The organism is Parasphingorhabdus sp., assembly GCF_048269915.1.
Classification (GTDB): Bacteria; Pseudomonadota; Alphaproteobacteria; order Sphingomonadales; family Sphingomonadaceae; genus Parasphingorhabdus.
In genome coordinates, this window is the sequence record NZ_JBLWTY010000002.1 from 326,547 (window position 1) to 349,816 (window position 23,270).

Annotated in this window: 18 protein-coding genes and 1 tRNA gene; 14 read left to right on the forward strand and 5 right to left on the reverse strand. The window is 55.8% G+C overall.

Translation table 11 applies throughout. The annotated features are described in order from the left end of the window. Positions 1–5 precede the first annotated feature (5 nt). The 4 genes from ACN0WX_RS06560 to ACN0WX_RS06575 are packed head-to-tail and all read left to right on the forward strand — an operon-like array spanning position 6 to position 3,805. The gene (locus ACN0WX_RS06560; RefSeq protein WP_417621501.1) at positions 6–1,214 is read left to right on the forward strand and encodes a trans-sulfuration enzyme family protein; all 1,209 of its coding nucleotides are present in this window, start codon (positions 6–8) and stop codon (positions 1,212–1,214) included. Positions 1,215–1,229: 15 nt separating this feature from the next. After that, positions 1,230–1,628, forward strand: a complete 399-nt coding sequence (apaG, locus tag ACN0WX_RS06565; protein ID WP_417621868.1) for a Co2+/Mg2+ efflux protein ApaG — start codon at positions 1,230–1,232, stop codon at positions 1,626–1,628. Next, positions 1,625–2,422, forward strand: a complete 798-nt coding sequence (locus ACN0WX_RS06570; protein WP_417621502.1) for a LysR family transcriptional regulator — start codon at positions 1,625–1,627, stop codon at positions 2,420–2,422. The genes apaG and ACN0WX_RS06570 overlap by 4 nt, the downstream gene beginning before the upstream one ends. 54 nt (positions 2,423–2,476) lie before the next feature. After that, on the forward strand, positions 2,477–3,805 hold the full coding sequence (locus ACN0WX_RS06575) for a caspase family protein (RefSeq protein ID WP_417621503.1): 1,329 nt from the start codon (positions 2,477–2,479) through the stop codon (positions 3,803–3,805). A gap of 36 nt (positions 3,806–3,841) precedes the next feature. On the opposite strand, the gene ACN0WX_RS06580 is transcribed toward ACN0WX_RS06575, so the two are convergent. From ACN0WX_RS06580 to ACN0WX_RS06590, 3 genes are all read right to left on the reverse strand, one after another. Beyond that, the gene (locus tag ACN0WX_RS06580; RefSeq protein ID WP_417621504.1) at positions 3,842–5,149 is read right to left on the reverse strand and encodes a serine hydrolase; all 1,308 of its coding nucleotides are present in this window, start codon (positions 5,147–5,149) and stop codon (positions 3,842–3,844) included. 40 nt (positions 5,150–5,189) lie between these two features. Further along, positions 5,190–7,178 (reverse strand): DNA topoisomerase IV subunit B, encoded by a 1,989-nt coding sequence (gene parE, locus ACN0WX_RS06585; RefSeq protein ID WP_417621505.1) that lies wholly within the window; start codon positions 7,176–7,178, stop codon positions 5,190–5,192. Positions 7,179–7,272: 94 nt separating this feature from the next. Next, positions 7,273–7,947 carry a GcrA family cell cycle regulator gene (locus ACN0WX_RS06590; RefSeq protein ID WP_417621506.1) on the reverse strand — a complete coding sequence of 225 codons (675 nt, stop codon included), beginning with the start codon at positions 7,945–7,947 and terminating at the stop codon, positions 7,273–7,275. 131 nt (positions 7,948–8,078) lie between these two features. Between ACN0WX_RS06590 and ACN0WX_RS06595 the strand changes: the two genes are divergently transcribed. Continuing rightward, positions 8,079–8,936 carry an ABC transporter permease gene (locus ACN0WX_RS06595; RefSeq protein ID WP_417621507.1) on the forward strand — a complete coding sequence of 286 codons (858 nt, stop codon included), beginning with the start codon at positions 8,079–8,081 and terminating at the stop codon, positions 8,934–8,936. A gap of 10 nt (positions 8,937–8,946) precedes the next feature. On the opposite strand, the gene hspQ is transcribed toward ACN0WX_RS06595, so the two are convergent. Next, entirely contained in the window at positions 8,947–9,327 is a 381-nt protein-coding gene (gene hspQ / locus ACN0WX_RS06600) for a heat shock protein HspQ (RefSeq protein WP_417621508.1), read from the reverse strand. Between the two features lie 274 nt (positions 9,328–9,601). Here hspQ and ACN0WX_RS06605 point away from each other — a divergent pair, with 274 nt between their 5' ends. Genes ACN0WX_RS06605 through ACN0WX_RS06615 form a run of 3 tightly spaced genes read left to right on the forward strand, consistent with a single transcriptional unit; the run spans position 9,602 to position 13,574 of the window. Beyond that, positions 9,602–11,689, forward strand: coding sequence for a TonB-dependent siderophore receptor (locus ACN0WX_RS06605; protein ID WP_417621509.1), 2,088 nt, complete (start codon positions 9,602–9,604; stop codon positions 11,687–11,689). After that, complete coding sequence (locus ACN0WX_RS06610; RefSeq protein ID WP_417621510.1) at positions 11,689–12,267, forward strand: hypothetical protein; 579 nt, start codon at positions 11,689–11,691, stop codon at positions 12,265–12,267. Before ACN0WX_RS06605 ends, ACN0WX_RS06610 begins: the two co-directional genes overlap by 1 nt. Next, positions 12,264–13,574, forward strand: coding sequence for a PepSY-associated TM helix domain-containing protein (locus ACN0WX_RS06615; protein ID WP_417621511.1), 1,311 nt, complete (start codon positions 12,264–12,266; stop codon positions 13,572–13,574). Before ACN0WX_RS06610 ends, ACN0WX_RS06615 begins: the two co-directional genes overlap by 4 nt. Positions 13,575–13,892: 318 nt before the next feature. Here the strand turns inward: ACN0WX_RS06615 and ACN0WX_RS06620 are convergent. After that, a tRNA-Ser gene (locus ACN0WX_RS06620) sits at positions 13,893–13,982 on the reverse strand. 310 nt (positions 13,983–14,292) lie between these two features. Here ACN0WX_RS06620 and ACN0WX_RS06625 point away from each other — a divergent pair. The 6 genes from ACN0WX_RS06625 to ACN0WX_RS06650 all read left to right on the forward strand — a co-directional run bounded on the left by ACN0WX_RS06625 (position 14,293) and on the right by ACN0WX_RS06650 (position 23,268). Further along, positions 14,293–15,930, forward strand: coding sequence for an HAD-IB family hydrolase (locus ACN0WX_RS06625; protein WP_417621512.1), 1,638 nt, complete (start codon positions 14,293–14,295; stop codon positions 15,928–15,930). Positions 15,931–15,949: 19 nt separating this feature from the next. Further along, positions 15,950–18,292: a glycerol-3-phosphate 1-O-acyltransferase gene (locus tag ACN0WX_RS06630; RefSeq protein WP_417621513.1), complete on the forward strand. Its 2,343-nt coding sequence runs from the start codon at positions 15,950–15,952 to the stop codon at positions 18,290–18,292. Positions 18,293–18,318: 26 nt separating this feature from the next. Continuing rightward, on the forward strand, positions 18,319–19,914 hold the full coding sequence (locus ACN0WX_RS06635) for a WS/DGAT/MGAT family O-acyltransferase (RefSeq protein ID WP_417621514.1): 1,596 nt from the start codon (positions 18,319–18,321) through the stop codon (positions 19,912–19,914). 105 nt (positions 19,915–20,019) lie between these two features. Then, entirely contained in the window at positions 20,020–21,468 is a 1,449-nt protein-coding gene (locus tag ACN0WX_RS06640; protein WP_417621869.1) for a DUF3336 domain-containing protein, read from the forward strand. Beyond that, a complete protein-coding gene (locus tag ACN0WX_RS06645) occupies positions 21,465–22,328 on the forward strand; it encodes a lysophospholipase (protein WP_417621515.1) in 864 nt (287 codons plus the stop codon). Before ACN0WX_RS06640 ends, ACN0WX_RS06645 begins: the two co-directional genes overlap by 4 nt. 7 nt (positions 22,329–22,335) lie before the next feature. Next, positions 22,336–23,268, forward strand: coding sequence for an alpha/beta fold hydrolase (locus tag ACN0WX_RS06650; RefSeq protein WP_417621516.1), 933 nt, complete (start codon positions 22,336–22,338; stop codon positions 23,266–23,268). Positions 23,269–23,270 lie beyond the last annotated feature (2 nt).

The window sequence follows — 23,270 nt, forward strand, 5'->3', positions numbered from 1 at the left end:
ATAAGATGAAGAGAAACACCGGCCAGAACCGCGATGTCACCAAGAACTGGCGTCCTGCCACCCAGGCGATCCGCAGCGGCACGATGCGCAGCGAATTTGGCGAGACATCCGAAGCCTTGTTCCTGACATCGGGTTATAGCTATGATTGCGCCGAGGATGCCGCTGCCCGCTTTGCCGGTGAACAGGACGGCATGACCTACAGCCGCCTGCAGAATCCAACGGTGCAGATGCTGGAAGAGCGGATTGCGATCATGGAAGGCGCGGAAGCCTGCCGGGCGACCGCATCGGGCATGGCCGCGATGACCGCCGCCTTGCTCTGCCAGCTGGAGGCGGGCGATCATGTGGTCGCCAGCCGTGCCCTGTTTGGGTCCTGCCGCTGGCTGACCGATAGCCTGCTACCCAAATTCGGGATCGAAACAACCGTCGTCGATGGTCGCGAGATTGAAAATTGGGAACAGGCGATCACGCCCAAGACCAAGGTCTTCTTCTTCGAAACGCCCGCCAACCCGACCATGGACGTGATCGATATCCGCAGTATTTGTGATCTCGCGCGGGCCAAGGGCATCACCAGCGTTGTGGACAATGCATTCGCCACAAACGTGCTGCAGCGGCCCATGGAATATGGTGCGGACGTAGTCGCCTATAGCGCTACCAAGATGATGGACGGGCAGGGGCGCGTACTGGCTGGCGCGGTCTGCGGCAGCGAGGAATTTATCGAGGAGACCTTGCTCGCCTTCACCCGCAACACCGGCCCAACGTTGAGCGCGTTCAACGCCTGGGTGGTGCTCAAGGGACTGGAAACGCTAGACCTGCGTATCCGCCGGCAGAGCAATAATGCGCTCGAGGTAGGCAAGTTTTTGGAGCAGCGCGTAGAGAAAATCTTGCACCCGGGCCTCCCCAGCCACCCCCAGCATAATCTCGCGATGAGTCAGATGGAAGCTGCGGGACCGATCTTCTCGCTTTATGTCGGTGGCGGTCGCAAGCGTGCGCACGGCTTACTCAATGCATTGAATCTGATCGATATTTCGAACAATATTGGCGATAGTCGCTCGCTCATGTGCCATCCATCCTCGACCACCCACCATGGATTGGGGGAGGAGGCCAGGCTGGAAGTCGGGATCACCGAAGACATGCTACGGATCAATGTCGGTCTGGAAGATCCGATCGATTTGATCAAAGACCTGGATCAGGCCCTTTCGTCCGTAGGGCTTTAACTCTATATCATGGATATGGAATCATTCTTCCCGTTTGCCGAGACCACCGATGGCGTTACCGTACGCGTCGCGGTGACCTTCCTGCCGGAACAATCCGACATTGACGGCAATCGCTGGTTCTGGGCCTATCATGTCCGGATCGAGAACCATCGGGACGAGGCGGTCCAGCTGTTGATGCGGCATTGGCAGATCAACGATCAACATGGCGGACTGCAAGTTGTCGACGGCGAAGGTGTTGTCGGTGAACAGCCGATCATCCAGCCGGGTAAGTCCCACGATTATGTCTCGGGCTGCCCGCTCAATACATCGAGCGGTTCAATGGAAGGCTATTTTGTCATGGTTGGCAGTACGCCGCCAGCCTTTGAAGTCCGCATTCCCCATTTTCCCCTCACCGAACCGACGGTCGAGCAATGAAGCGTACCCATTTGCCCCTGAATGGCCTTCGCGTGCTCGATGCCGCCGCCCGGCATCTCAGTTTTACCAAAGCGGCCGATGAACTGGCGGTGACGCCAGCTGCAGTAGGCCAACAAATCCGCGCGCTGGAAGACATGCTGGGCGTGGTGATGTTCCGCCGTACCCCCAAAGGTCTGGAGCTGACTGACGAAGCGGCGGCTGGATTGGATGCGCTTCGTTCCGGTTTCCTGCAATTTGAAGAAGCCGTCCGGGCAATGCAATCGGGTCAGTCCTCGCACAAGCTGACCATCGCCGCACCTCGCGATTTCACCCAGAAATGGCTCAATGAGAGACTGTCCGCCTTCTCAGCCGATAATCCGGACACGAGTTTTGCCTTAGTAGCCGCCGATGATGAGATCGATTTCACCGAAGCCAATCTGGACGTGGCAATCTGGCTCGGCGACGGACCAGGCCAGCATGAAGGCAAAATGCTTGGCGATACCGTGTTCGTGAAGATTGCTGCGGCGGGTAGCGACGGCGGCAACAAGATTGACTGGCCCGGCTGCCCCATTTCCGAAGGCGAAGAAACGCTGATGCGGGTTGCTGATGGCGGCCTCGCGATTGAGGCTGCAGCCAATGGCTTTGGCTATGCCTGGGTACCGAAAATGCTGGTCCAGCGCGATCTGGCTGCGGGCCGGGTCGAGATTATCGGCGAAGACAGCGTGTCGTCGCGCGGTTACTGGCTGATGGCACCCTTGCCGCAATGGCGGCAACAGAAGGTCAAGGCGCTGGTCGCGGCGTTGACGGGCGGGTAAACTTGCGAGTTCCGCCTTTCCCGCTTAGTGAATGGGGAAAGGTTAGGGATGATCATGGCTAGATTCTTGTTTTTTGTAACGGTTTCGCTGTTATTTTGCGTGAACGCTGCCGAGGCAAAAAAAGTCGCCCTGATCATCGGCAATGCGGAATATATTAACACCAGTCCGCTGGCAAATGCCGTCAATGATGCCAAGCTGGTTGCTCGGGCGGCTGAAAAAGCCGGTTTTGACGAAGTCACAATCGCACTCGATCAATCCGTTGACGATTTTCGCATGACGCTTCGGCGCTTTCGAGAAAAGGCCGATGGCGCGGATATCGCGCTGGTGTATTATGCCGGGCACGGCTTGGAGGGGCAGGGTGAAAACTGGCTGGTGCCGACCGACGCGGAGTTGAACTCCAGTTTCGATCTGCCTTTTGAAACGATCAACCTCAACCGCCTGATGGAAACCGTATCCGGTGCGCAGGTCCGCGTGGTTGTTCTGGATGCGTGCCGTAACAACCCCTTTGCCAACAGCTGGCGGGCAGGTTCGAGAGCGGTTGTGCGTGGATTGGCGGGAATTGATGTTGACGATGTGCTGGTTATATATTCCGCCGCACCGGGGCAGACAGCCAGTGATGGTGAGGGCGAAAATTCTCCGTTTGCGCAATCTCTGGCCGCCCGCCTGCCGGAACCCGATCTGCCCCTGCAATTGCTTGGCGGGACGGTGCGCGATGATGTGTTGAAAGCCACCGGCGGGAAACAGCGTCCTTTTGTCAGCGCTAGCATCACCGGTACGCCTGTCTATCTGACTCCGCGGCCCACCCGACAAGCGGCTGCACCGTCCAGCGCCGCTCCTCCCGGCGTTGATCAGGCCGAACTGGAAGGCATCACGTGGCGGGGGGCGCTTGCCACCGATAGCGTCAGTGCCTTCAGTACCTACTTGTCGCTGTTTCCGGACGGCAAATATGCTGTGGAGGCAGCAACAAAAATTTCCGCTCTGGTCGCGGCGCCACCACCGGTTGCAAAAATCAGTACCGACGCTCCAGTCGTCGCCGGCAAGACCGTCAGAATTTCCAACATCACGATACAGAATGTCAAACTGACCGGTTTTCTGGGCGTACCCGACGACCTGTTTCTCCGATTTAACAATGGTGAACGTTTTCCGGATGCCGGCAACAAGAACCAGCGGTTCAAGAAAGGCGACAGATGGACGATAAGTGAGACGTTCGAGTTAAGCGATCCCGTCATATTCAAGGTGATGGAGTATGATATGGTCGGTGGCCATGATACGATCGGCACAGTGGCCGTGAACGCTATTCCCGGGACCTATACCCAGACCATGAACGGCGACCGCAGCGAATATGTCATCAATTATGACGTGAGTGAAGCCGAACAACCTTAGTGGAAAAGGTTTCTGTCCGGCGATAGCTGTCGGATATTATTGTTTCGCCAGCAGATTCACCAAACGTGTTGTCAGAGCCAGCAGTTTGCCTTCCTGCAGGGCTTGTTCTTCATTGTTCCAGTTCACTGAAATCCCATAGTTTTTGCCGGTTCTGGATTGCAGCAGAAAATTATACGACAATACACCGGGCTCCGAACCGCCTTTATAGCCCAAATAAGCCCACTTCCTTGCGGCTTCCTGACCAATACCGGGGTTTATTGCCATGAGTGCGCGGGTGTCTTCCCCCGCGTTGCGGTACAGATAGGTCAGCAATCCGATGATATCTCGCGGCGTAGCAAACCATTCGAGTTGATCGATAAAATTGGGGCGATTGGTCAAAATGCGCGGATCGAGACTTGTCAGGGTCAATGCGGGGTCAAACTTGCCAAGCAGATTTTCACGTTCTGCCGGCTGAGCGCCCAGAAAAGCGTTTCTTCGCGCGGCATGCACGGGCATTTTCAGCGCAGATACCTGGCGGGTCATCAGAAAGGGGCGCAACTCTTCTGGCTTGCGATGACCTGTGGCGTGAACAATTTTTGCCAGGCGATCCTGGCCGATGACCCGGATCAATGTGTCGGTGGCGCTATTGTCGCTGATCGAGATCATCAGCGTTGCCAGCGTGTGCAATGTCATCGGGGCATTGTCCGGCCAGTTCTGGCTGATCCCGGAGGGATGGGATTTTGGTCCCAGTTGCACGACATCACTCCATCGTCTTTCGCCCGCTTGCACGGCCCGGTCGAGCTCGGCCAATATATAGAGTTTGAACGTTGAACCGATGGCATAGCGCCCGTCCGGATCGAGCGCGGCGAGCGGGGGTTGATCATCATCGTCCAGTCTCCGGACCAGAACAGCCTGACGGCCGGGCAGGGCATCGATCGCGGTGAGCACATCATCAAGCGTGTCTCCGGCGGCTTCGAACCCGGTGATCAGAAGTCCTGAAATGCGGTGCTCCGGTTGCCGCTCGAGGTCGATATGAATCGTGCCGATCGAACGTTCAAACCGGGCCTTGAGAGTCGCCGAATTGGCGCCGCGCGGTTCGATAGATGCAATTTCCAGTGCCTGTCCCTGTTGCGTGACGATCTGCCTGGCAAGCGTGCGAAATTGTTCGGGGGGCACGGCATTGAGGAAATTCTCGTCGAATATCTCGGCCTCAATCGGTTCGCCCTGCAACAGGCGGAGCACATCATCGGCGCGCCGGGAAAGCTGTTCCGAAATAACTGGTCTGGTCTGGGCCTGGGCAGGGATGGTGACGAATGCGATCGAACAGGACAGCAGGGATAAAGCAAAGGCGAACGGAAACCGCACAGACATCTCCCGAAATCAAATTTCAGTCTGACCCTGCCTGTTACGCGTCGATAACCTGTTCATCAAGGCTCGCTGCATTTTGCTGGATGAAATTAAACCGGTGCTCCGGATTTTTCCCCATCAGGCGATCGACCAGATCCTTGACGCTGGCGCGTTGTTCATATTCCTGCGGCAGCGTGACCTTGAATAAAGAACGGGTTTCCGGGTCCATAGTGGTTTCGCGGAGTTGGGAAGGGTTCATTTCGCCGAGGCCCTTGAACCGGCTGACATCGACCTTTTTGCCTTTGAACGGGCCATTCTCGATGTCGGCACGCGCCGCGTCGTCCTGGGCGTAGAGGCTCTTGCCACCCGCAGTAAGCCGATAGAGCGGTGGGCGGGCGAGATAGAGATGCCCCTGGCGGACCAGTTCGGGCATTTCCTGGAAGAAAAATGTCATTAGCAAAGTCGCGATGTGGGCACCGTCGACATCCGCGTCGGTCATGATGATGACTCGCTCGTAGCGAAGATTGTCCGGGTCGCAATCCTTGCGCGTGCCGCAGCCGAGCGCGAGGATCAGGTCGGCAATCTCGCTATTGGCCATGATCTTGGCGCTGTTGGCCGATGCCACGTTCAGAATTTTGCCCCGAATTGGCAGAATCGCCTGAGTTTTGCGTTCGCGTGCCTGTTTGGCAGAGCCGCCGGCGCTGTCGCCTTCGACGATGAACAATTCGGTGCCTTCGGGATCACCTATTGAGCAGTCGGTGAGTTTGCCGGGCAGACGCACCTTGCGTCCCGATGTCGCGGTCTTGCGCTTGACCTCGCGTTCCGCCTTGCGCTTGAGGCGTTCGTCCATCCGCTCCATGACAAAGCCGAGCAGCGCCTTGCCGCGGTCCATATTGTCGGTGAGGAAATGGTCAAAATGGTCGCGCACCGCGTTTTCGACGAGCTTGTTCGCCTCGGGAGAGGTCAGCCGGTCCTTGGTCTGGCTTTGAAATTGCGGATCGCGGATGAACACGGACAGCATCATCTCGCCGCCGGAAATGATGTCGTCGGCAGTCAGCTGTGCCGCCTTCTTGATCTGGACCAGTTCGCCAAAGGCCCGCAAGCCGCGCACCAGAGCATTGCGCAAGCCGGTTTCGTGGGTGCCGCCATTGGGGGTGGGAATGGTATTGCAATACCAGCTGTAGCTGCCGTCGGTCCAGATCGGCCAGGTGATGGCCCATTCGACCCGGCCCTGTTCATCCGGGAATTCCTGGTTCCCGGCGAAAAACTCGGTGGTGACGCATTCGCGTCCGCCAAGCTGTTCGCGCAGATGATCGGAAAGGCCGCCAGGGAACTGGAAGATCGCTTCTGCCGGGACATCATCGCTGGCCAGGCTTTCATCACATTTCCAGCGAATTTCGACACCCGCGTAGAGATAGGCCTTGGAGCGCGCCAGTTTGAACAAGCGCGAGGGCTTGAACCGGTTTCCCTCGCCAAAAATTTCTGTATCGGGGATGAAGGATATGCTGGTTCCGCGCCGATTGGGAGCGGTTCCGACTTCTTCAAGCTTCGACGTTGCAAGGCCTTGCGAGAAGGACTGGCGATAGAGGGTCTTGTTGCGCGCCACCTCGACGACCGTTTCGGAGGACAGGGCGTTGACGACCGACACGCCGACGCCGTGCAGGCCGCCCGACGTTGCATAGGCCTTGTCGGAGAATTTGCCGCCCGAATGGAGGGTGGTCATGATCACTTCAAGTGCCGATTTTCCGGGATATTTCGGATGCGGATCAACGGGAATGCCGCGGCCGTTGTCGGTTACAGTCAGCCGGTTTTCTGCATCGAGCGTGATTTCTATCCGGCTTGCGTGGCCGGCGACGGCCTCGTCCATGCTGTTGTCGATAACTTCAGCGGCAAGATGGTGAAGCGCGCGTTCGTCGACGCCGCCGATATACATGCCGGGCCGTTTGCGGACCGGCTCCAGCCCCTCCAACACCTCGATCGCAGAGGCATCATAGTCACCGGTTTTGGAATGGCTTGGCGGGTTGGACCCGAACAGATCATCAGACATGCTCGATCCTATAAGAGCGCAGGAGTCACGCTGGCAAGAGGCTTATGCGGCGTTTAGCCCCCGGATCGAAATTTCTCCCGATCCGGGGCGTGTTTTATCGTACCCGAGGTCCGCCAAAGGGCAATGGTGGCGGTGCGCGACGAGTGCCACGCGGCAATTGTGCCTGGAACGCGCGACCACAATGTTCGACGCAATAAGGGAAGCCGGGGTTCACTTCTTCACCACAGAAATGGAAGTCGGGTTCGCCGGGATGGTTGATTGGCCAGCGGCAGATCTTGTCATTCAGATCGAGCAGGCTGGTTTTATCGGCAATTTCCTCACTCGGCTTGGCCGGCACCAGACGGCGCGGCGGTGCGGGTGGAATTGGTGCTTGCTGATCGCCCGGTCCCTGCCGCAAAAAACCGCCGGGGCCGACGGACACAATCTTCGGACCATCATGCTTGGGCTGGCGGGCCTGCTGCGCGGCATGGGTACGGGCGGCCGGTGTTGGCGGCGGCATCGCGCGCCGTGCAACATGCTCTTCCTTGGGCTTGGGAACCGCGCCGGTTTTTGCCGGTGGTTTTTTCGGTTTCGCTGCCGGTTTGGCACCTTTTTTGGCTTTGGGCTTGGCTTTTACCGGGGATGGGCGTGACTTCAGGCCAAGGCGATGCGCCTTGCCGATCACGGCATTGCGGCTGACGCCACCCAGTTCTTCCGCGATCTGGCTGGCGGTCAGGCCTTTTTCCCACATATTCTTCAGTGAATCGATTCGCTCGTCTGTCCAAGCCATGCAAAGTCCCAATCATTTCGAGTTTGCAGCGATATAGGGTCGCAGCGGTGAATATACAACCACGATATTGGTGCCTTTCAGACGCGATATGGGCTTGTGATTGGTGCTGAGAGCCGATAGGCGGAGCGAATATGCCAGACCGAAGTTCCAAACCATCGCCGCCTGAAAGCCCTGCCAGCGTGATGCAGTTCGCCGAGCCGGGCGTTCCGATCATTCGCGGGGTCAACTGGGCCGGTTTTCTCGCCCTGTACAAGAAAGAAGTACGCCGGTTTTTCAAGGTCCAGTTGCAAACCGTGTGGGCGCCTTCGATCACGACATTGTTGTTTCTGGTCATCTTTACCGTCGCCATGGGGCGCGGTGACCGCGCCGTCTTGGGTGTGCCCTTTGCTGACTTTATCGCACCGGGCCTGATTTGCATGGGCATGTTGCAAAACGCCTTTGCCAACAGCAGCTTTTCGATGCTGGTGGGCAAGATTCAGGGTACGATTATAGATTATCTGACTCCGCCTTTATCGGTGGGAGAACTGCTTGGAGCCCTGGTCGTAGCGTCGATGACACGCGCAGCTCTGGTTGGTTTCGCAGTATGGCTGGCGATGTTCATCTGGCCGGGTGTCAATGTCGGTATTGCGCATTGGTGGGCAGTATTATGGTTCGGCATCATGGGGGCAGCGATGCTGTCCTTTCTGGGCGTGTTAACATCGATCTGGGCGGAAAAATTCGACCATGCTGCGGCGGTTACCAACTTCGTTGTGGCACCCTTGGCGCTTTTGTCGGGGACGTTCTATTCTATCGACCGTCTGTCTCCGGCTTTTCAGGCCGTGAGCCACGCCAATCCGTTCTTCTATGCAATATCGGGATTCCGCTATGGCTTCCTCGGTGTAGCGGATTCGCCGATCGTGCAGGGTGCCGCAATATTGCTGGCTATCAACATTGGCCTGGCGATTATCTGCTATTTTCTGCTGAAATCAGGCTGGAAGATCAAATCCTGATCGCGCCGTTCTAATGCTGGTGAATATGGTGCAGTTTATATTTTCCGCCATCGGTCGCCTGAAATAGTCTTGCCACATCGGGATGGCCGATCGGGTCGCCGCTTTCATCGGGCAAAAGATTTTGCTGACTGACATAGGCGATATAGCTGCTGTCGGCATTTTCGGCGAAAAGATGATAAAAAGGTTGGTTTTTTTGCGGCTGCAAATCCTTCGGTATGGCTTCGTACCATTCTTCGCTGTTGGCGAAAACCGGATCGATATCATAAATTACGCCGCGAAAATCAAAAATGCGGTGCCGCACCACATCGCCAATGGCGAAGCGGGCGTCGAGAATATCGGGCGTGTTTGGCGGCAACGGATTTCCGGACTTGAAAGGGTCAGCTATGTTCATGGTGACAATTTAAGCGCTTTGATATGAGATGCAAGCGCCGCATCGGGATTTGGGTGAGGCGCAAGAGGGTAGCCGGACTGTATCGAAGCTTGTTCGACCAGACAGGTCTTTGCCGGTCCCGGAAGGCTTCGCGAGGCGAGCAATCCCAACAATCTGGCTTTTGCTAAGGACCGGAAACAAGCCGCTGTCTTGATCCAGCAGCACGTTTTCTTATTGCAAATGCTAATGAGTCGCAATAGTAGATTCGCACATGATCCGAATATGAGGGAAAATAATGCGACTTTTGAGAGCTTCCATCCTGTGCGCGACGGCGCTCGCCCCTTTGCCGGCTTTGGCCGAAAGCGCCGCAGGGGACTCCGAACAACGGACAATCGTCGTGACCGGTGCGCTCGAAGAAGGCAGCACCGCCACCAAGACCGACACGCCGATCATCGAGACGCCGCAACCGATCACGGTGATCGATGACGAACTCTATCTCGCACAAGGCGCGGTGAGCATCGGGGATACGCTGAATTACGTGGCTGGCGTGACTGCCAATCCATATGGGCCTGACAGCCGGGTCGACGGTGCCTTTGTACGGGGTATCAACGCGCTTCAGTTCCGCGACGGCATGCGCGATATTTTCAGCTATTATGCGAGCATTCGCGCCGATCCCTATAATTTCGACCAGGTCGAACTGGTCCGTGGGCCGGCCTCGGTCCTATTCGGACAGGGCGCGCTGGGCGGGATCATCAATCTCGTATCCAAACGGCCCGAATTTGAGGCAAGCGGAGAAGCATCGCTTCGCTATGGTTCCTTCGATCGCAAGGAAGCGCTGGTCGACCTTACCGGTCCGCTTGGCGATACGGTCGCCGCACGGATCGTGGCGAGGGTGCGGGACGCAGATACGCAAACCGACTATGTGCCCGATGACCGGGTGATGGTCTCGCCTTCAATTACCTTCAAGCCTTCGCCAGACACCGACTTCACCCTGATCGGCCTCTACCAAGAGGACGACGGCGGCTCGACATCGCAATTTCTGCCATTGGTCGGGACGATCCTGCCCAATCCAAACGGCCAGCTTCCGAACAGCCTGTTTGTCGGCAAGCCCGGCTGGGACCGTTATGACGGTCGTGTGCTGCAGGGGACGGCGCTGCTCGAACATCGCTTCGGCGAGACGGCAAAGCTCAATCTCAAGGCGCGCTATATCGATAGTGACCTGACATATCTGACCCATTATCCCAACAATTATTCCAACCCGACCAATCCGTTTCTTGACGCGGACCAGCGGCTCATGGGGCTCTATGTCGATGGCAGTATCGCGCGGATGGAAATCTTCTCCACCGACAATAATGTCCAGTTTAATTTTAATACCGGTTCTGCCGTCGAGCATATGCTGCTCGCGGGCATTGATTACAGCTTCAACTCGGTCCACAAGACCGCTGGCTTCACCGTTGAGGCGATCGATATCTACAATATCGATTATGAGGCGCTGTCCGACTACGGCGGCGGCCTGCCTACCCCGACCTATGTGTCCGAGGACGTCGACCAGGACCAGCTCGGCATCTATATCCAGAATCAGATGCGCTTCTTTGACCGGGTCTCGATCGTGCTTGGGGCACGGCGGGACTGGACGAGTGCGCAGAGCATGGGCGGCGCAACGCGGCACGATGCGGCAACGACTTTCCGCGCCGGGATCATCGGTGAAGTCGTCGAGGGCGTCTCACCTTTCTTCAGCTATACCGAGAGCTTCGAACCGATCGCCGGAACTGCCAGCGACGGCAGCGCCTTCGTTCCCAAGGCGGGCCGCCAGTTCGAGGCGGGGATCAAGTTCCATCCCGCTGATAATATCCTGCTGACCGTCACTGGCTACCATATCAAGGAAAGCAATCGCCCGGTTTCGGATGACAGCACGGCTGACCCGTTCGACCAGATCCAGATCGGGTCGATGACCTCCAAGGGTGTCGAGTTTGAGGGCAATGTCTCGCTGCCGGGCGAATTTACCGTCATTGCCAATGCGAGCTATAACGAGGCCGAGGTCGAAGGCACCGGGCAACAGCTCGATAATGTTCCCAAATTCAATGGCTCGCTCTGGACCACAAAGGGCTTCTCGCTGGGCAATGACACCAGGCTTCTTCTGGGTGGCGGTGTGCGCCATGTCGGCAAGAACCGTTCGTTCGGACCTGCATTTCCCGATGGCATCGTTACGCCGTCGTTCACTTTGGTCGATGCATTGGCAGAGGTGACCCATGCCAACTGGAGCTTCGCGCTGAACGCCACCAACCTGTTCGATAAGCGCTATTACTCGGCCTGTCTGGCGCGCGGCGATTGTTTCGTGGGTAGCGAACGCAATGTCATGGGCACAGTAAGCTACCGCTTCTGATGGCGGAAGAGCTTGGCTTCCTCATTGGCACGGCGAGCGCCATTGCTTCCGTTTTGGTCTTGCGTCTCTCCTGGGCACGATCGGAGCGCTCGCTGCCGCTCAATGTCGCAGGCTGGCTTCTCCTCACATTTTCAATCGCGTCGGGATGGGTGCTTGCCGGGGCGTGGGGGGTGAGTATCCTGTCGCTATGGGCGATGGTTACGGCATTTGTCATCCTCGCCGTCGCCGCCTGGAAATCTCCGCCAGCCAGGCGCAAGCCGTCCAACCGCAGGGCAGGGATATTACCCGAGGCCGGCGAACCGTTGCGCCTCGTGAGCCGCTGCGCAACGTTTCTGCTGGTCGTGTTGGCTGGGATGATCTCCGCTGTCGCTCTTGCAATCACGACGCGCTGGATCTCGCTGTTAATGGGTGCCAGTGAAGCCAATGCCAATGTCCTGGCGCTTTTTGCTGCACCGCTCGGCTGGACGGTTCTGGCATTCCTCATCCTGATGACCGACAGCCGCAAAGGTCAGTTCGCCATCATTGCCATCCCGGTCGCCACCGCCATTCCGGCTTTTGTTACGGGGAGCCCGTTATGAGTGGTCCAATCGAACCGGAAACGGTGAAAAAATCTCTCTCCGCCCATGCCGCGATCGGCCTGATTGCTGGCGCGCTGCTCTACATTGTCTCGCTGACCGGTACGGTCGCCGTATTTTATCAGGAACTTCAGCGCGTCGAGCAACCATATGCACCGGAAATGCGCTCGATCTCGCCCGAGGCCGTGCAACGGGGCGTCGAGGCCGTTCTGGCAAGTGAAGCAGGCAAGCCTACCACTACGCATCTCTATGTCCATCTCCCGGACGAGGAGCTGCCGCGGGCGACAATCACGACCGATACGCAAGCGTTACATTTGGATCAGGACGGCTCCATTGCCGGACCCGAAGAGATTGACTGGTCGGATTTTCTAGTGAAGCTCCACTATACGCTCAATCTGCCGGCCCTTGTCGGCATCACCATTGTGGGCATACTTGGCGTGATGATGCTTGTGCTTGCAGTCAGCGGCGTGGTCGCCCATCCGCGCATTTTTCGCGATGCTTTCCGCCTGCGCGCTCGCAATGGCAACGGGATAGGCCTGGCCGACTGGCATAATCGTCTCAGTGTCTGGACCTTGCCCTTTTCTGTCGCGATCGCGCTGACCGGCGCGCTGATCGGACTAGCCAGCGTTACCGCTTATGCCATTGCCGCGGACGACTATAAGGGCGACGTCGAGGCGGTTTACAGTCCTGTTTTCGGAGAAGAAGGCAAGGCGGATTCCCGACCGGCATCCGTTCCCAATGTCGCAAATGCCCTTTCCCATATGGCCCGCATATATCCCGATGTGCATGTGACCTACGCCATTATCCACGATCCGCTGACCAAAGGGCAGCACGTCCAGATTGTTGGAGAGCATGACCGGAGGCTCATTTTTGGTGAATATTATGCTTTTAACTCCAAAGGCGGCTTCGACCATGTGGCAGGCTTAGCGGATGGCGAACTGGGGCAGCAGGCGGCAGCCTCCATTTACCAGCTGCACTTTGGAACCTTCGGCGGTCTCCCGGTGAAGTTCGCCTATTTCCTGTTCGGGGCTGCGCTTACGGCAATCTGCGCCACCGGCACCTATATCTGGCTCGGCAAACGCAGACGCAGAGGTGTCGACGAGCCCGGGATCCGCGGTGCCTGGCACGGCATTATCTTGGGCACTCCGGTTGCCTTGGGCATAACCCTCGTTGCGAGGCTTGTCATCGGGAATCACTTTCCGTTTGCGATTGCATTCTGGATTATCTTGGCGGTTGCTGTCCTTGCCGGAGCTATGGGCATGCGGCGAAATGCTGGCGGGCAGAAGACTGCATCAAGTCCCGTCGTCTAGTTTCAAAGCAACTGCCCGCTTATGGCAAGCTGGTATCATGTCCCTGCGGTTCTATATTCTGTCTTGCTTGTATGTTGCTGCGCACCGCTGCACCGCTGTTCAGTCTCTGGGCGCGCAGTTGATGCAAACGGAGGTGGTTGATCTCATGCCAAAATAGCCCGTGCCCGTCACCGCAGCTATCGCTGCGGTAGGGGTATGATCTATTGGATGAGGGTGATTGCTGTCGATCACGCCTGTTTTACGGAATTGCGGCTGTCTGGGGAGGCAGGAGGCCCGTTCAGCGCGCGTGGGACTTGGCCAGGGAGCAACTTCAGTCTGTGGAGGTGCGTTAGGGATTCGAACCCTAGATACCATTGCTGGCATACCGCATTTCGAGTGCGGCGCTTTCGACCACTCAGCCAACGCACCTCATAGACGGGGGAGCATGTAGCGATCATCATGCGGCCCTGCAACCCATATCGGGGAGTGCTGTGAAACCATCCGCGTATCGGCAAGGATATGATGGGAATATCCCACTGTAGCCCTTACGAAACCGAGGGTTTCTGACTCCTGTTTTTTCTCCAAGATAATTTCTCGGAAAACCTTCATTCTTCCGTCAGAATTGGTCCATAAAGGGACTGCAGTTCCCAAGCGGACCATGAATCGCGTCTTTTGCCAATATTAGCTGGGAAATTGCGCTGTTTTTTGGCACGATAGATACTGGGCGAAGGACATTTGAATGACCAAGAAAAAGCAGGCTGAATATAAATCCCATTTGCAGGATGTTTTGGACTCTCCGGAAGGGCCGGAAATCGCTGCCCTGTTCGATTTCGATGGTACGATTATCGCCGGCTATTCGGCTACGGCGATGTTGTGGGAGAAAGTCAAGCGGCTCGAAATGACCGCTGAAGAAGTCGTCGAAACAATCAATGTGATGGCGCAGTATAGCACTGGCAATATGGGTTTTTCGGGTCTGATGACGGGTGCCGCGAAATTTATGAAAGGCGTTACCGAAGACAGCTATTTCGAATTTGGCGAAGAGCTTTATGAAAAACATATTGCACGCAAAGTCTATCCCGAAGCGCGGGCGTTGATCGAGGCCCATCGTGCCAAGGGGCATACCATCGCGATCGTGTCATCCGCGACCATCTACCAGATCGAACCGACCGCGCGCGATCTCGATATCGAGCATGTGCTCTGCTCGCAATATGAAGTCGAAAATGGGGAATTTACGGGGAATATCATTAGGCCGCTGTGCTTTGGTGAAGGCAAGGTGATTGCTGCGGAAAATCTGGCAGCCGATTATGATCTCGATCTCGACAAGAGCTATTTCTATTCGGATAGCTATGACGATATCGAATTGCTGGAACGGGTTGGCAAGCCTCGGCCTTTGAACCCGAATACAAAATTGCGCGAAGCGGCGCGGGAGAATAACTGGCCGCTGGAGAAATATGAAAGCCGGGGGCAGGGCAAGCCGGTGGACTATCTGCGGACGATATACGCCACCGGTTCCCTGGTGGGGTCGGTCGTCGCGTCTCTGCCAATCTGGGCACTGACCGGATCGCAGCGCGAGGCGATGAATTTTTCAACCGGTCTTTTTGGTGATATTGCGACCGCGCTGACCGGCTGCGAGCTGGAAGTGACGGGCGAAGAAAATCTGTGGACATCGCGGCCCTGTATCTTTGTCTTCAATCACCAGAGCAAAGCGGATGTCATGATCCTCGCCAAATTGATCCGCCGGGATATGGGCGGGGTGGCGAAGAAGGAGGTCCGCGACACACCGGTGATTGGCAAGCTGATGGAATTGGCCGGAACGGTTTTCATCGATCGTGGCAACGCAAGGAGCGCCATCAAGGCAATGGCACCGCTTGTCGATGCTATAAAGATTGATGGCAAATCTATCGTCATCGCTCCCGAAGGGACGCGAACCCTCTCGCCGAAACTCGGGCCGTTTAAAAAAGGCGCCTTTCATATGGCACTCCAGGCCGGTGTACCGATGGTACCGATTGTTATTCACAATGCCGGTGATGTCGCCCCAAAAAATGAATTTCTGATGCGCCCTGCAAAGGTCAGGGTGGATGTGTTGCCAGCGGTAGATACCAGCAAATGGTCGGCCCGAACGATGAATGATCATGTTGCGGAAGTGCGCTCCATGTTCCTCGAGGCGCTGGGGCAAGCCGAAGAGGAGGATGCGCTGGAGGCGTTAATCAAAGAGGATCAACCGCCCAAATCCAAAGCAAAAAACACGAAAAAGCCCCGGAAAGCGAGTTCGACCACAAAAAGTCCAGCGACGAAAAAACCGGTAGCGCGAAAGAAAACCGCGGCCCGGCAAGCCGCCCCAAAAAAACCTGCGACAAAAATGGTAGCCGCCGAATAGACAATATCAGGGAACGGGGATGGACGAAGCAAAGCAGATAGCAAATTCCGGACCGCTCCTGGCGCAAGGCCCGAAGCTTTTCGTTATTGACGCGCGCAATCGGGTCGAGCGCCGGTATCTGCTTGATTGGCTTCGTACATCCATGGCCGAGGGCGGACCCGGTCGGGAGCTAAACTGGGTCAGCCTGCCGATATCTGATGAGCGGACCAAAACAAGGCTCGGCACCTTGGCGGAAAAGCTGAAGGACAATCCGGATATACTGGTCGTACCGGTTCGTATTGCCTGGCGTATCCCGAATTTCGACAAGAACCGCGCGGTCAAAATGCGGCATGTCATTTTCGGGGATCCCCGCAACCCGGGGAGTTTTCGTGCCCGATCCATTCTTTTGCGCGATAAGCGCCGAGCCCAATGTCTGATGGGACAACCCGCTACGATTGGCGAACTCGAACAGCGATTTGCCGAACTCAGCAAGGACTACGACCAGACCGACAATACCGAGTTTGCGGCTTTCGTCGTTCGCCAGGCTGGCCTCGTGCTGGATATCGCCGAGCGTGGGCTGCGGGGGCGCCGCTACAAGGTTCCGCGGCACGTTGCGGATGGCCTGCGCAGCGATGCGCGATTCCGGGCAGCAATGGCACAGCTCGCGAGTGAGCGGGGCGAGAGCGAAGTGCTGCTTTACGAACAAGCTGCCAAATATATGAAGGAGCTGATAGCCAGACCCAGTCCCCTGTTCATTGACATGAAGGCCAAGCTCGACCGGTTCATGCTGTCGCAGGGCTATGAAGATAACGTAGTTTTTGACCGCAAGGAACTGACCCGCTTGCGCAAGACCATGCGGGAGCATCCGACGTTGCTGCTGTTTACCCATAAAACCTATATTGACGGCGTGACAGCGACGGATCTTGCTTATCAAAACGACTTGCCGCTGATCCATTTATTCGGTGGCATCAATCTGGACTTTTTCGGTCTGGGGTTCATGTTGCGCCGCGCCGGCACCATTTTCATCCGCCGGAGTTTTGAGAATAATCCCGTCTACAAGCTCGTTTTGCGTTATTATGTCAGCTATCTGCTGGAAAAGCGCTTTCCGATGACCTGGGCGTTCGAAGGTACGCGCTCGCGGCTCGGCAAGCTGATGCCGCCGCGCTATGGACTGCTGAAATATGTGATGGATAGCGCGCACAGCAATGATATTGAGAATGTGCATATCATTCCCGTTGTTACCAGTTTCGATCTGATCCGGGATGTCGAGGAATATGCCAGCGAACAGACGGGGCGGATCAAGAAGCCGGAATCCCTGAGCTGGTTCATCGGCTATCTGCGCAGTCTGCGCGAGCCGATGGGCAAGGTCTATGTTGATTTCGGCGAACCGGTGATTGTAAAAAAGGCACCCAATCCGAATGATCGGCTGGCCTTGTCCAAAATGGCCTTTGAAGTTGCAGTGCAGGCCAATCGGGCGACGCCGCTGACATTGACTTCGCTCATGTGTCTTTGCCTGCTCGGTACGGCCCCGCGCGCCATGACGGAAGACGAACTGCGCGCGGTGACAAACTTTCTGGTTGGCTGGGCACGGGAACGTGGCATCCGGATGAGTGACGACCTGACCGATCAGAATCTTGATGGCATCCAGAATGTTGTCGAGACGCTGGTCAACAATGGTCTTCTGGTGCGTTATGACAAAGGTTCGACGCTCGTCTACGCGATCGAGCCTGATCAGCATCCGATCGCAAGCTATTACCGCAATTCGATCATCCATCATTTTCTCGACAAGGCGATAATCGAACTGTCGATTTTGAAAGCGCGAGAGGTCAGTGACGGCAACCCGGCCGATATTTTCTGGGAAGAGACTGACCGCCTTCGTGATCTGTTTAAATTCGAGTTTTTCTATCCCGAAAAACAGCAGTATCGTGAGAATTTAAAGGTCGAATTACAACGGGCAGATCCGGATTGGCAGGCAAAACTGGAAGAGGGGGGTGCCATGCTCGCCAGTCTCACCAACCGCTTCCAGCCGCTCGTCGGTCACGCGGTATTCTTGCCATTTGTTGAAGCCTATACGATCGTTCTGGATATCTTGTCACGGCTGGAGCCGGGCAACGCGATCGACAAGAAAACCTGTGTGGAAACCGCTTTGAAAGAGGGGCGCCAGGCTTATTTGCTTCGCCGGATCACCAGCGAGGCATCGATCGGCAAAATCCTGTTTGAGAATGGCTTTAAAATGGCAGCGGGTCTCGGTCTGACCGGGGAAACAACCCCGGCCACGATTGCTCAAAGGAAGGCGTTGTTGCGGAAGTTTCGTGCCCTTTCCCGTCGTATGGAAAAGTCGCGACTGGAACTGCTGACGCTAACCGACAAGATATTTGAATGATCCGTGCTGTCGAAAGGACAGAATTCATGACCGAGCCGAGCAATATAAGTCAGCTGAGCGCGCAAGATGCACAGTTTCTATATATTCAGTCTGCTACGAATCTCACGCATGTGACGGCTGTCTATATCTATGATCCATCGACTGCACCGGGCGGAAAGGTGCGGTATAAGGATATTATCGAACATATGCGCAAGCGCATCGATGTCTCGCCGATGTTCAAACGGAAATTATATCGTTTGCCGCTAGATATCGACCATCCTTATTGGGTCGAAGACGAGCATTTCGATCTCGAGGCGCATATTTCTCACGGCCGCCTGCCTAAGCCCGGCGACTGGCGGCAATTTTGCATTCATGTGGCGCGCCATCACAGCAAACCACTGGATATGACCCGGCCGCTCTGGGACATGTATGTGCTGGAAGGTCTCGACAATATTCCGGGCTATGCCAAGGGCAGCTATGCCATTTTGACTCGAATCCATCATTCCACCATCGATGGCGTGTCCGCGGTTCATTTCTTTGCCGCCATTTCGGACATGGACGCCAAAGGAACGCCTGCGATACCGCTACCCGAAGGCAAGCCAGCTGCCAACGACCTGCCGACAGCCGCAGAGATGCTGAACCGTGCAGTTAACAGTACCGTCGCCTCACCGGTAAAATTGGCTCAGGCGCTGCTGAAATTCACGCCTGCGCTTCTCTCGACCGCGCAAAAAAGCCTGAAAGGCGGCGAAGAGAAAAGCGATGCCGGCGTTCCGCAAACCCGGTTCAATGGTCCCGTCACGCCCAATAAAATCTTCGACGCGATTACATTTGATCTCGACGACCTGAAGCAAATGCGCCTCAAGGTGAACGATGCGACGATAAATGATGTTGTGCTCGCGATCTGCAGCGGCGCGTTGCGCCACTATCTGACCAAACATAAGGAACTTCCCGAAGAGTCGCTTGTGGCGGTGGCTCCCGTCAATGCACGTAGCCGTTCGGGTGAGGAATCCAATCCGGGCAATAATATATCTGCGATGACGATAAAAATCTGGTCGAATATTGCCGATCCGCTTGAACGCCTCCAGGCAATCCGGGATATGACGCGCGAAACCAAGGCAGCTAAATCCGGCCTCAGCGCGCGAATCCTGACCGACCTAACCCAGCATATTCCTGGCGCTACCATGGCGGGTGTTGCGCGGATCCTGATCGACGAACGTTTTGCTCCGAAAATGAGCAATTTGATGGTTTCCAACGTTCCTGGCCCCCAGATTCAGTTATATATGAATGGAGCGAAGCTGACGCACCAATATGGTCTGGCACCTCTGGCGCACGGAATGGGCCTGTTTATCGCTGCGCTAAGCTATAACGGAACAATCTCCTTCAACATCATTTCCGACCGCAAAATGATGCCGGATGTTGAGTTTTTCCGCGAATGCCTGCAAAAGGCGTTTAACGAACTGGGCGACGCCAAGCCAAATATGCGTGTATCTGGGACCAATAAAACGACGATGGCATCGAAGTCGGTGGCATCAAAAAAGCCGGCGGTACGGAAAGACGGTTCGGTGATGTATCGGCGGGTTGCCAAAAAACCCAGAACAGCTGCATCAAAAGCGATCGGAGGAGGAAATCCGAAGGGGAATTAGGAAGCGGATATATGGTAGGCCGTCCGATACAAGAGCGTCGACCGATACCATGCGTAATTTTGGTGAAAGAGTGAACCGAAGATGATCCTGAACACGACGTTGAAGATGGAAAAAGCAATGGCTCAGGCCAAAAGCTATTCTGAATGGTCGAAAGCCGCGAAGGCGCACGACAAATCCACTGGAGTAGACATATGGAAATCGTCGGACGAGAGTAAACATTTCGACTATAAGTCGATCCGCCGCCGCCTGAAACGCATCTCCAAGCTTTGGAAGTCTCAGGATAATGCCGGGCTGCTTTATGCACTGAATGAAGGCATCCACGGAAATATGGACGGGATGGGCCACCCCCGGCTGCACCAGAAGGCGCAATTCGGCACCAAGCAACTCATTCAGGACTATGTCGACGCGATCGTCAATTCGCTGGAATATCTGGCGAGCGAAAAGGTAACCGATATCCCGTTTGAGGAAAAACTCGATTTCTTTCGACGGGCGCAGCATTGTTATGGGCGATCAGCGTTCCTGATGAGTGGTTCCGGCGCTTATCTCTATTTCCATGTCGGCGTCGCCAAGGCGCTTTGGGAAGAAGGGTTGCTGCCCCACATCCTGTCCGGCTCGAGCGGTGGTTCGATAGTTGGCGCACTGATGAGCACTCATAGTGATCAGGATATCCCGCCGTTTTTCGAACCGGAGAATCTGGTCGTGAGCTCGGACCATGAAAACGAAGGGAAGGGAGGCTTTCTGGGTGGCCCCACTCGGATGCGGGCAGATGAAATTCGCCAGCGCCTGACGAATTTGCTTCCCGACCTGACATTTCAGGAGGCATATGAGCTCACCGGGCGCCATCTCAATATTTCCATTGCCCCGGCGGAAAAACACCAGACTTCGCGTCTGTTGAACGCCATTGCATCTCCCAATGTCTATATTCGCGAAGCCGTTCTGGCCTCTTGCGCGGTGCCGGGCATTTATCCGGCCGTTACATTGGCGGCAAAAAACCATCGAGGCGAGCGGGTTCCCTATTTGCCAAATCGCAAATGGGTTGACGGTTCCGTCACGAATGACCTGCCGGTTAAAAGACTTGCCCGGCTCTATGGTGTCAATCACCATATTGTCAGTCAGGCGAACCCGCTGATCACCCCGTTTGCCACCGATTTCAGCCAGAAACGCAATCCGCTCTCCTCTATCCGGAACGCGTCGACCGCGACCATGAAGGCGTGGCTCAACGCCAATGTGGAAATGATGCAGAAGCCGCTGTCCTATTTTCCGCGGTTGAATAGCATGACCAATATGGCGCTATCGGTTATTAATCAGGATTATACGGGTGATATCAACATTATCCGGCCAACGATGTTCTGGGGATTATCCAAGATTTTGAGCAATTTGCCGATTGAGGATATCGCGGAACTGATCCGGCTCGGTGAGCATACGACATGGCCGAAAATTGAGATGGTCCGTACCCAGACCAAGATCAGTCAGACGCTGGATCGGATTTTATTCGATTATGAAAGCGAACTGGCGCATGATCACGAGCTTGTCGTGAAAAGGAAAATCGCTTGAAGAACGAGGAGGGGATGCTGACGCTTCCGACGGCATCAAAGGCTGCGGGCGCACAAATATACTGGCAAAAATGGCTACCCGGCAAGTATCCCAAAGCCGTTATTCTGCTAGTGCACGGTTATGCCGAACATTCGGGACGATACCAGTATTTCGCAGAACATTGCGTGGGCAAAGGCTATGCTGTCTATGCTCTGGACCATTGGGGGCATGGCAAATCCGATGGTACGCCAGGATTTGTACCGAGTTTTTCGGTATTTCACGATGGTATCGGCGAGTTGGCCCGTTGCGCCAGACAGGATTTCCCGGAACTACCCGTCATACTCATTGGCCATAGTATGGGCGGATTGATCAGCGCCACCTACCTGATATCGGATCAGTCCAAATTTTCTGCATGCGTCCTCTCCGGCCCGGCGATCAAGGCCGCAGAGGAACCCTCCGCCTTTTTAACGGCCATCAGTGGCTTTTTGTCCCGCTTTTTCCCAAAACTCGGTGTACTCGAACTGGATCCGAATGGTGTCAGCCGTGATCCGCAGGTAGTCGCCGATTATCTTGCCGATCCTCTCGTCTACAACGGGAAAATGGGGGCCAGGCTGGCAGCGGAAATGCTTGGAGCCATGACCAACATCCAGAATAATGCCGGACAGATTACGCTGCCCCTGCTTATGCTCCACGGGGAAGAAGATAGCCTGGCCGCGGCAGACGGTTCAAGGTTCCTCGACGCTCATGTTTCTTCGCAGGAAAAGAAGCTCAAAATCTATCCGGAATTGTTTCACGAGATTTTCAATGAACCGGAAAAAGATATGGTCTTGAACGATATGACCGACTGGTTGGACAAACAACTGGCGGCGAGAGGAGTGTAACTTGGAAGTGATCGAAATTTTCCTCATCCTTTTGGGCGTCTTGATGGTGTCGTTGCTTGCGGTCTATGTCCTGTTTCCGCGTACCTTATACGGTTTCTTGCGCAACAGCTTGCGGCGAAAAGGCAAGCTGACCGCAAAGTCGATCAAGGTGGGCGACATGATCTGGCCTTATCTCGAAGGTGGTCCACCCGATGGCGAGCCTTTGGTGCTTCTTCACGGCTTTGGCGGTGACAAGGATAATTGGGCGATATACGCGCCGGAAATCGTCGGCAAATATCGTCTGATTGCTCCGGACTTGCCCGGGTTCGGGGAGAATATCCGCGACATCGATCGTGATTATGACATGGCTACGCAGGCAGCCCGCGTTCGCGATTTTCTGGATGCGATGGGGATAAAGAAATGCCACATCGGCGGCAACAGCATGGGCGGGTTTGTCTCGCTGCGTTTTGCACTGGATTATCCGGAACGCTTGATCTCGATGACCTTGTTCAACAACGCGGGCGTCGTCGGAGCCAATGAAAGTGAACTTCAGAAAGAGGCCCAGGCAGGGATAAACCCCTTGGAGATCCACAGTCCCGACGACGTGAAGCGGATGCTCGCTTTCGTTGCCCACAAACCGATGAAAGTCCCCGGGCAATTCCGGAAGATTTTCTACGAAGATTTCGCCGTGCATCGTGAGCTGCTCGACAAGATTTTCTGGACGCTCGTGGAAGATGGCACGGGAAAGCCACTGAATGATCAGCTCGATCAAGTGAAGGCGCCGACGCTTATCATCTGGGGCCGTCATGATCAGCTGATAGATGTCAGTTGCGTCAATGTGCTTGAAGACGGCATTCCCAATGCTGAATCGGTCGTATTTGAGGATGTCGGTCATGTTCCGATGATCGAAAACCCCAGGCGAACCGCCGAAAGGCATCTGGAGTTCCTTGCAAAATACTGAAA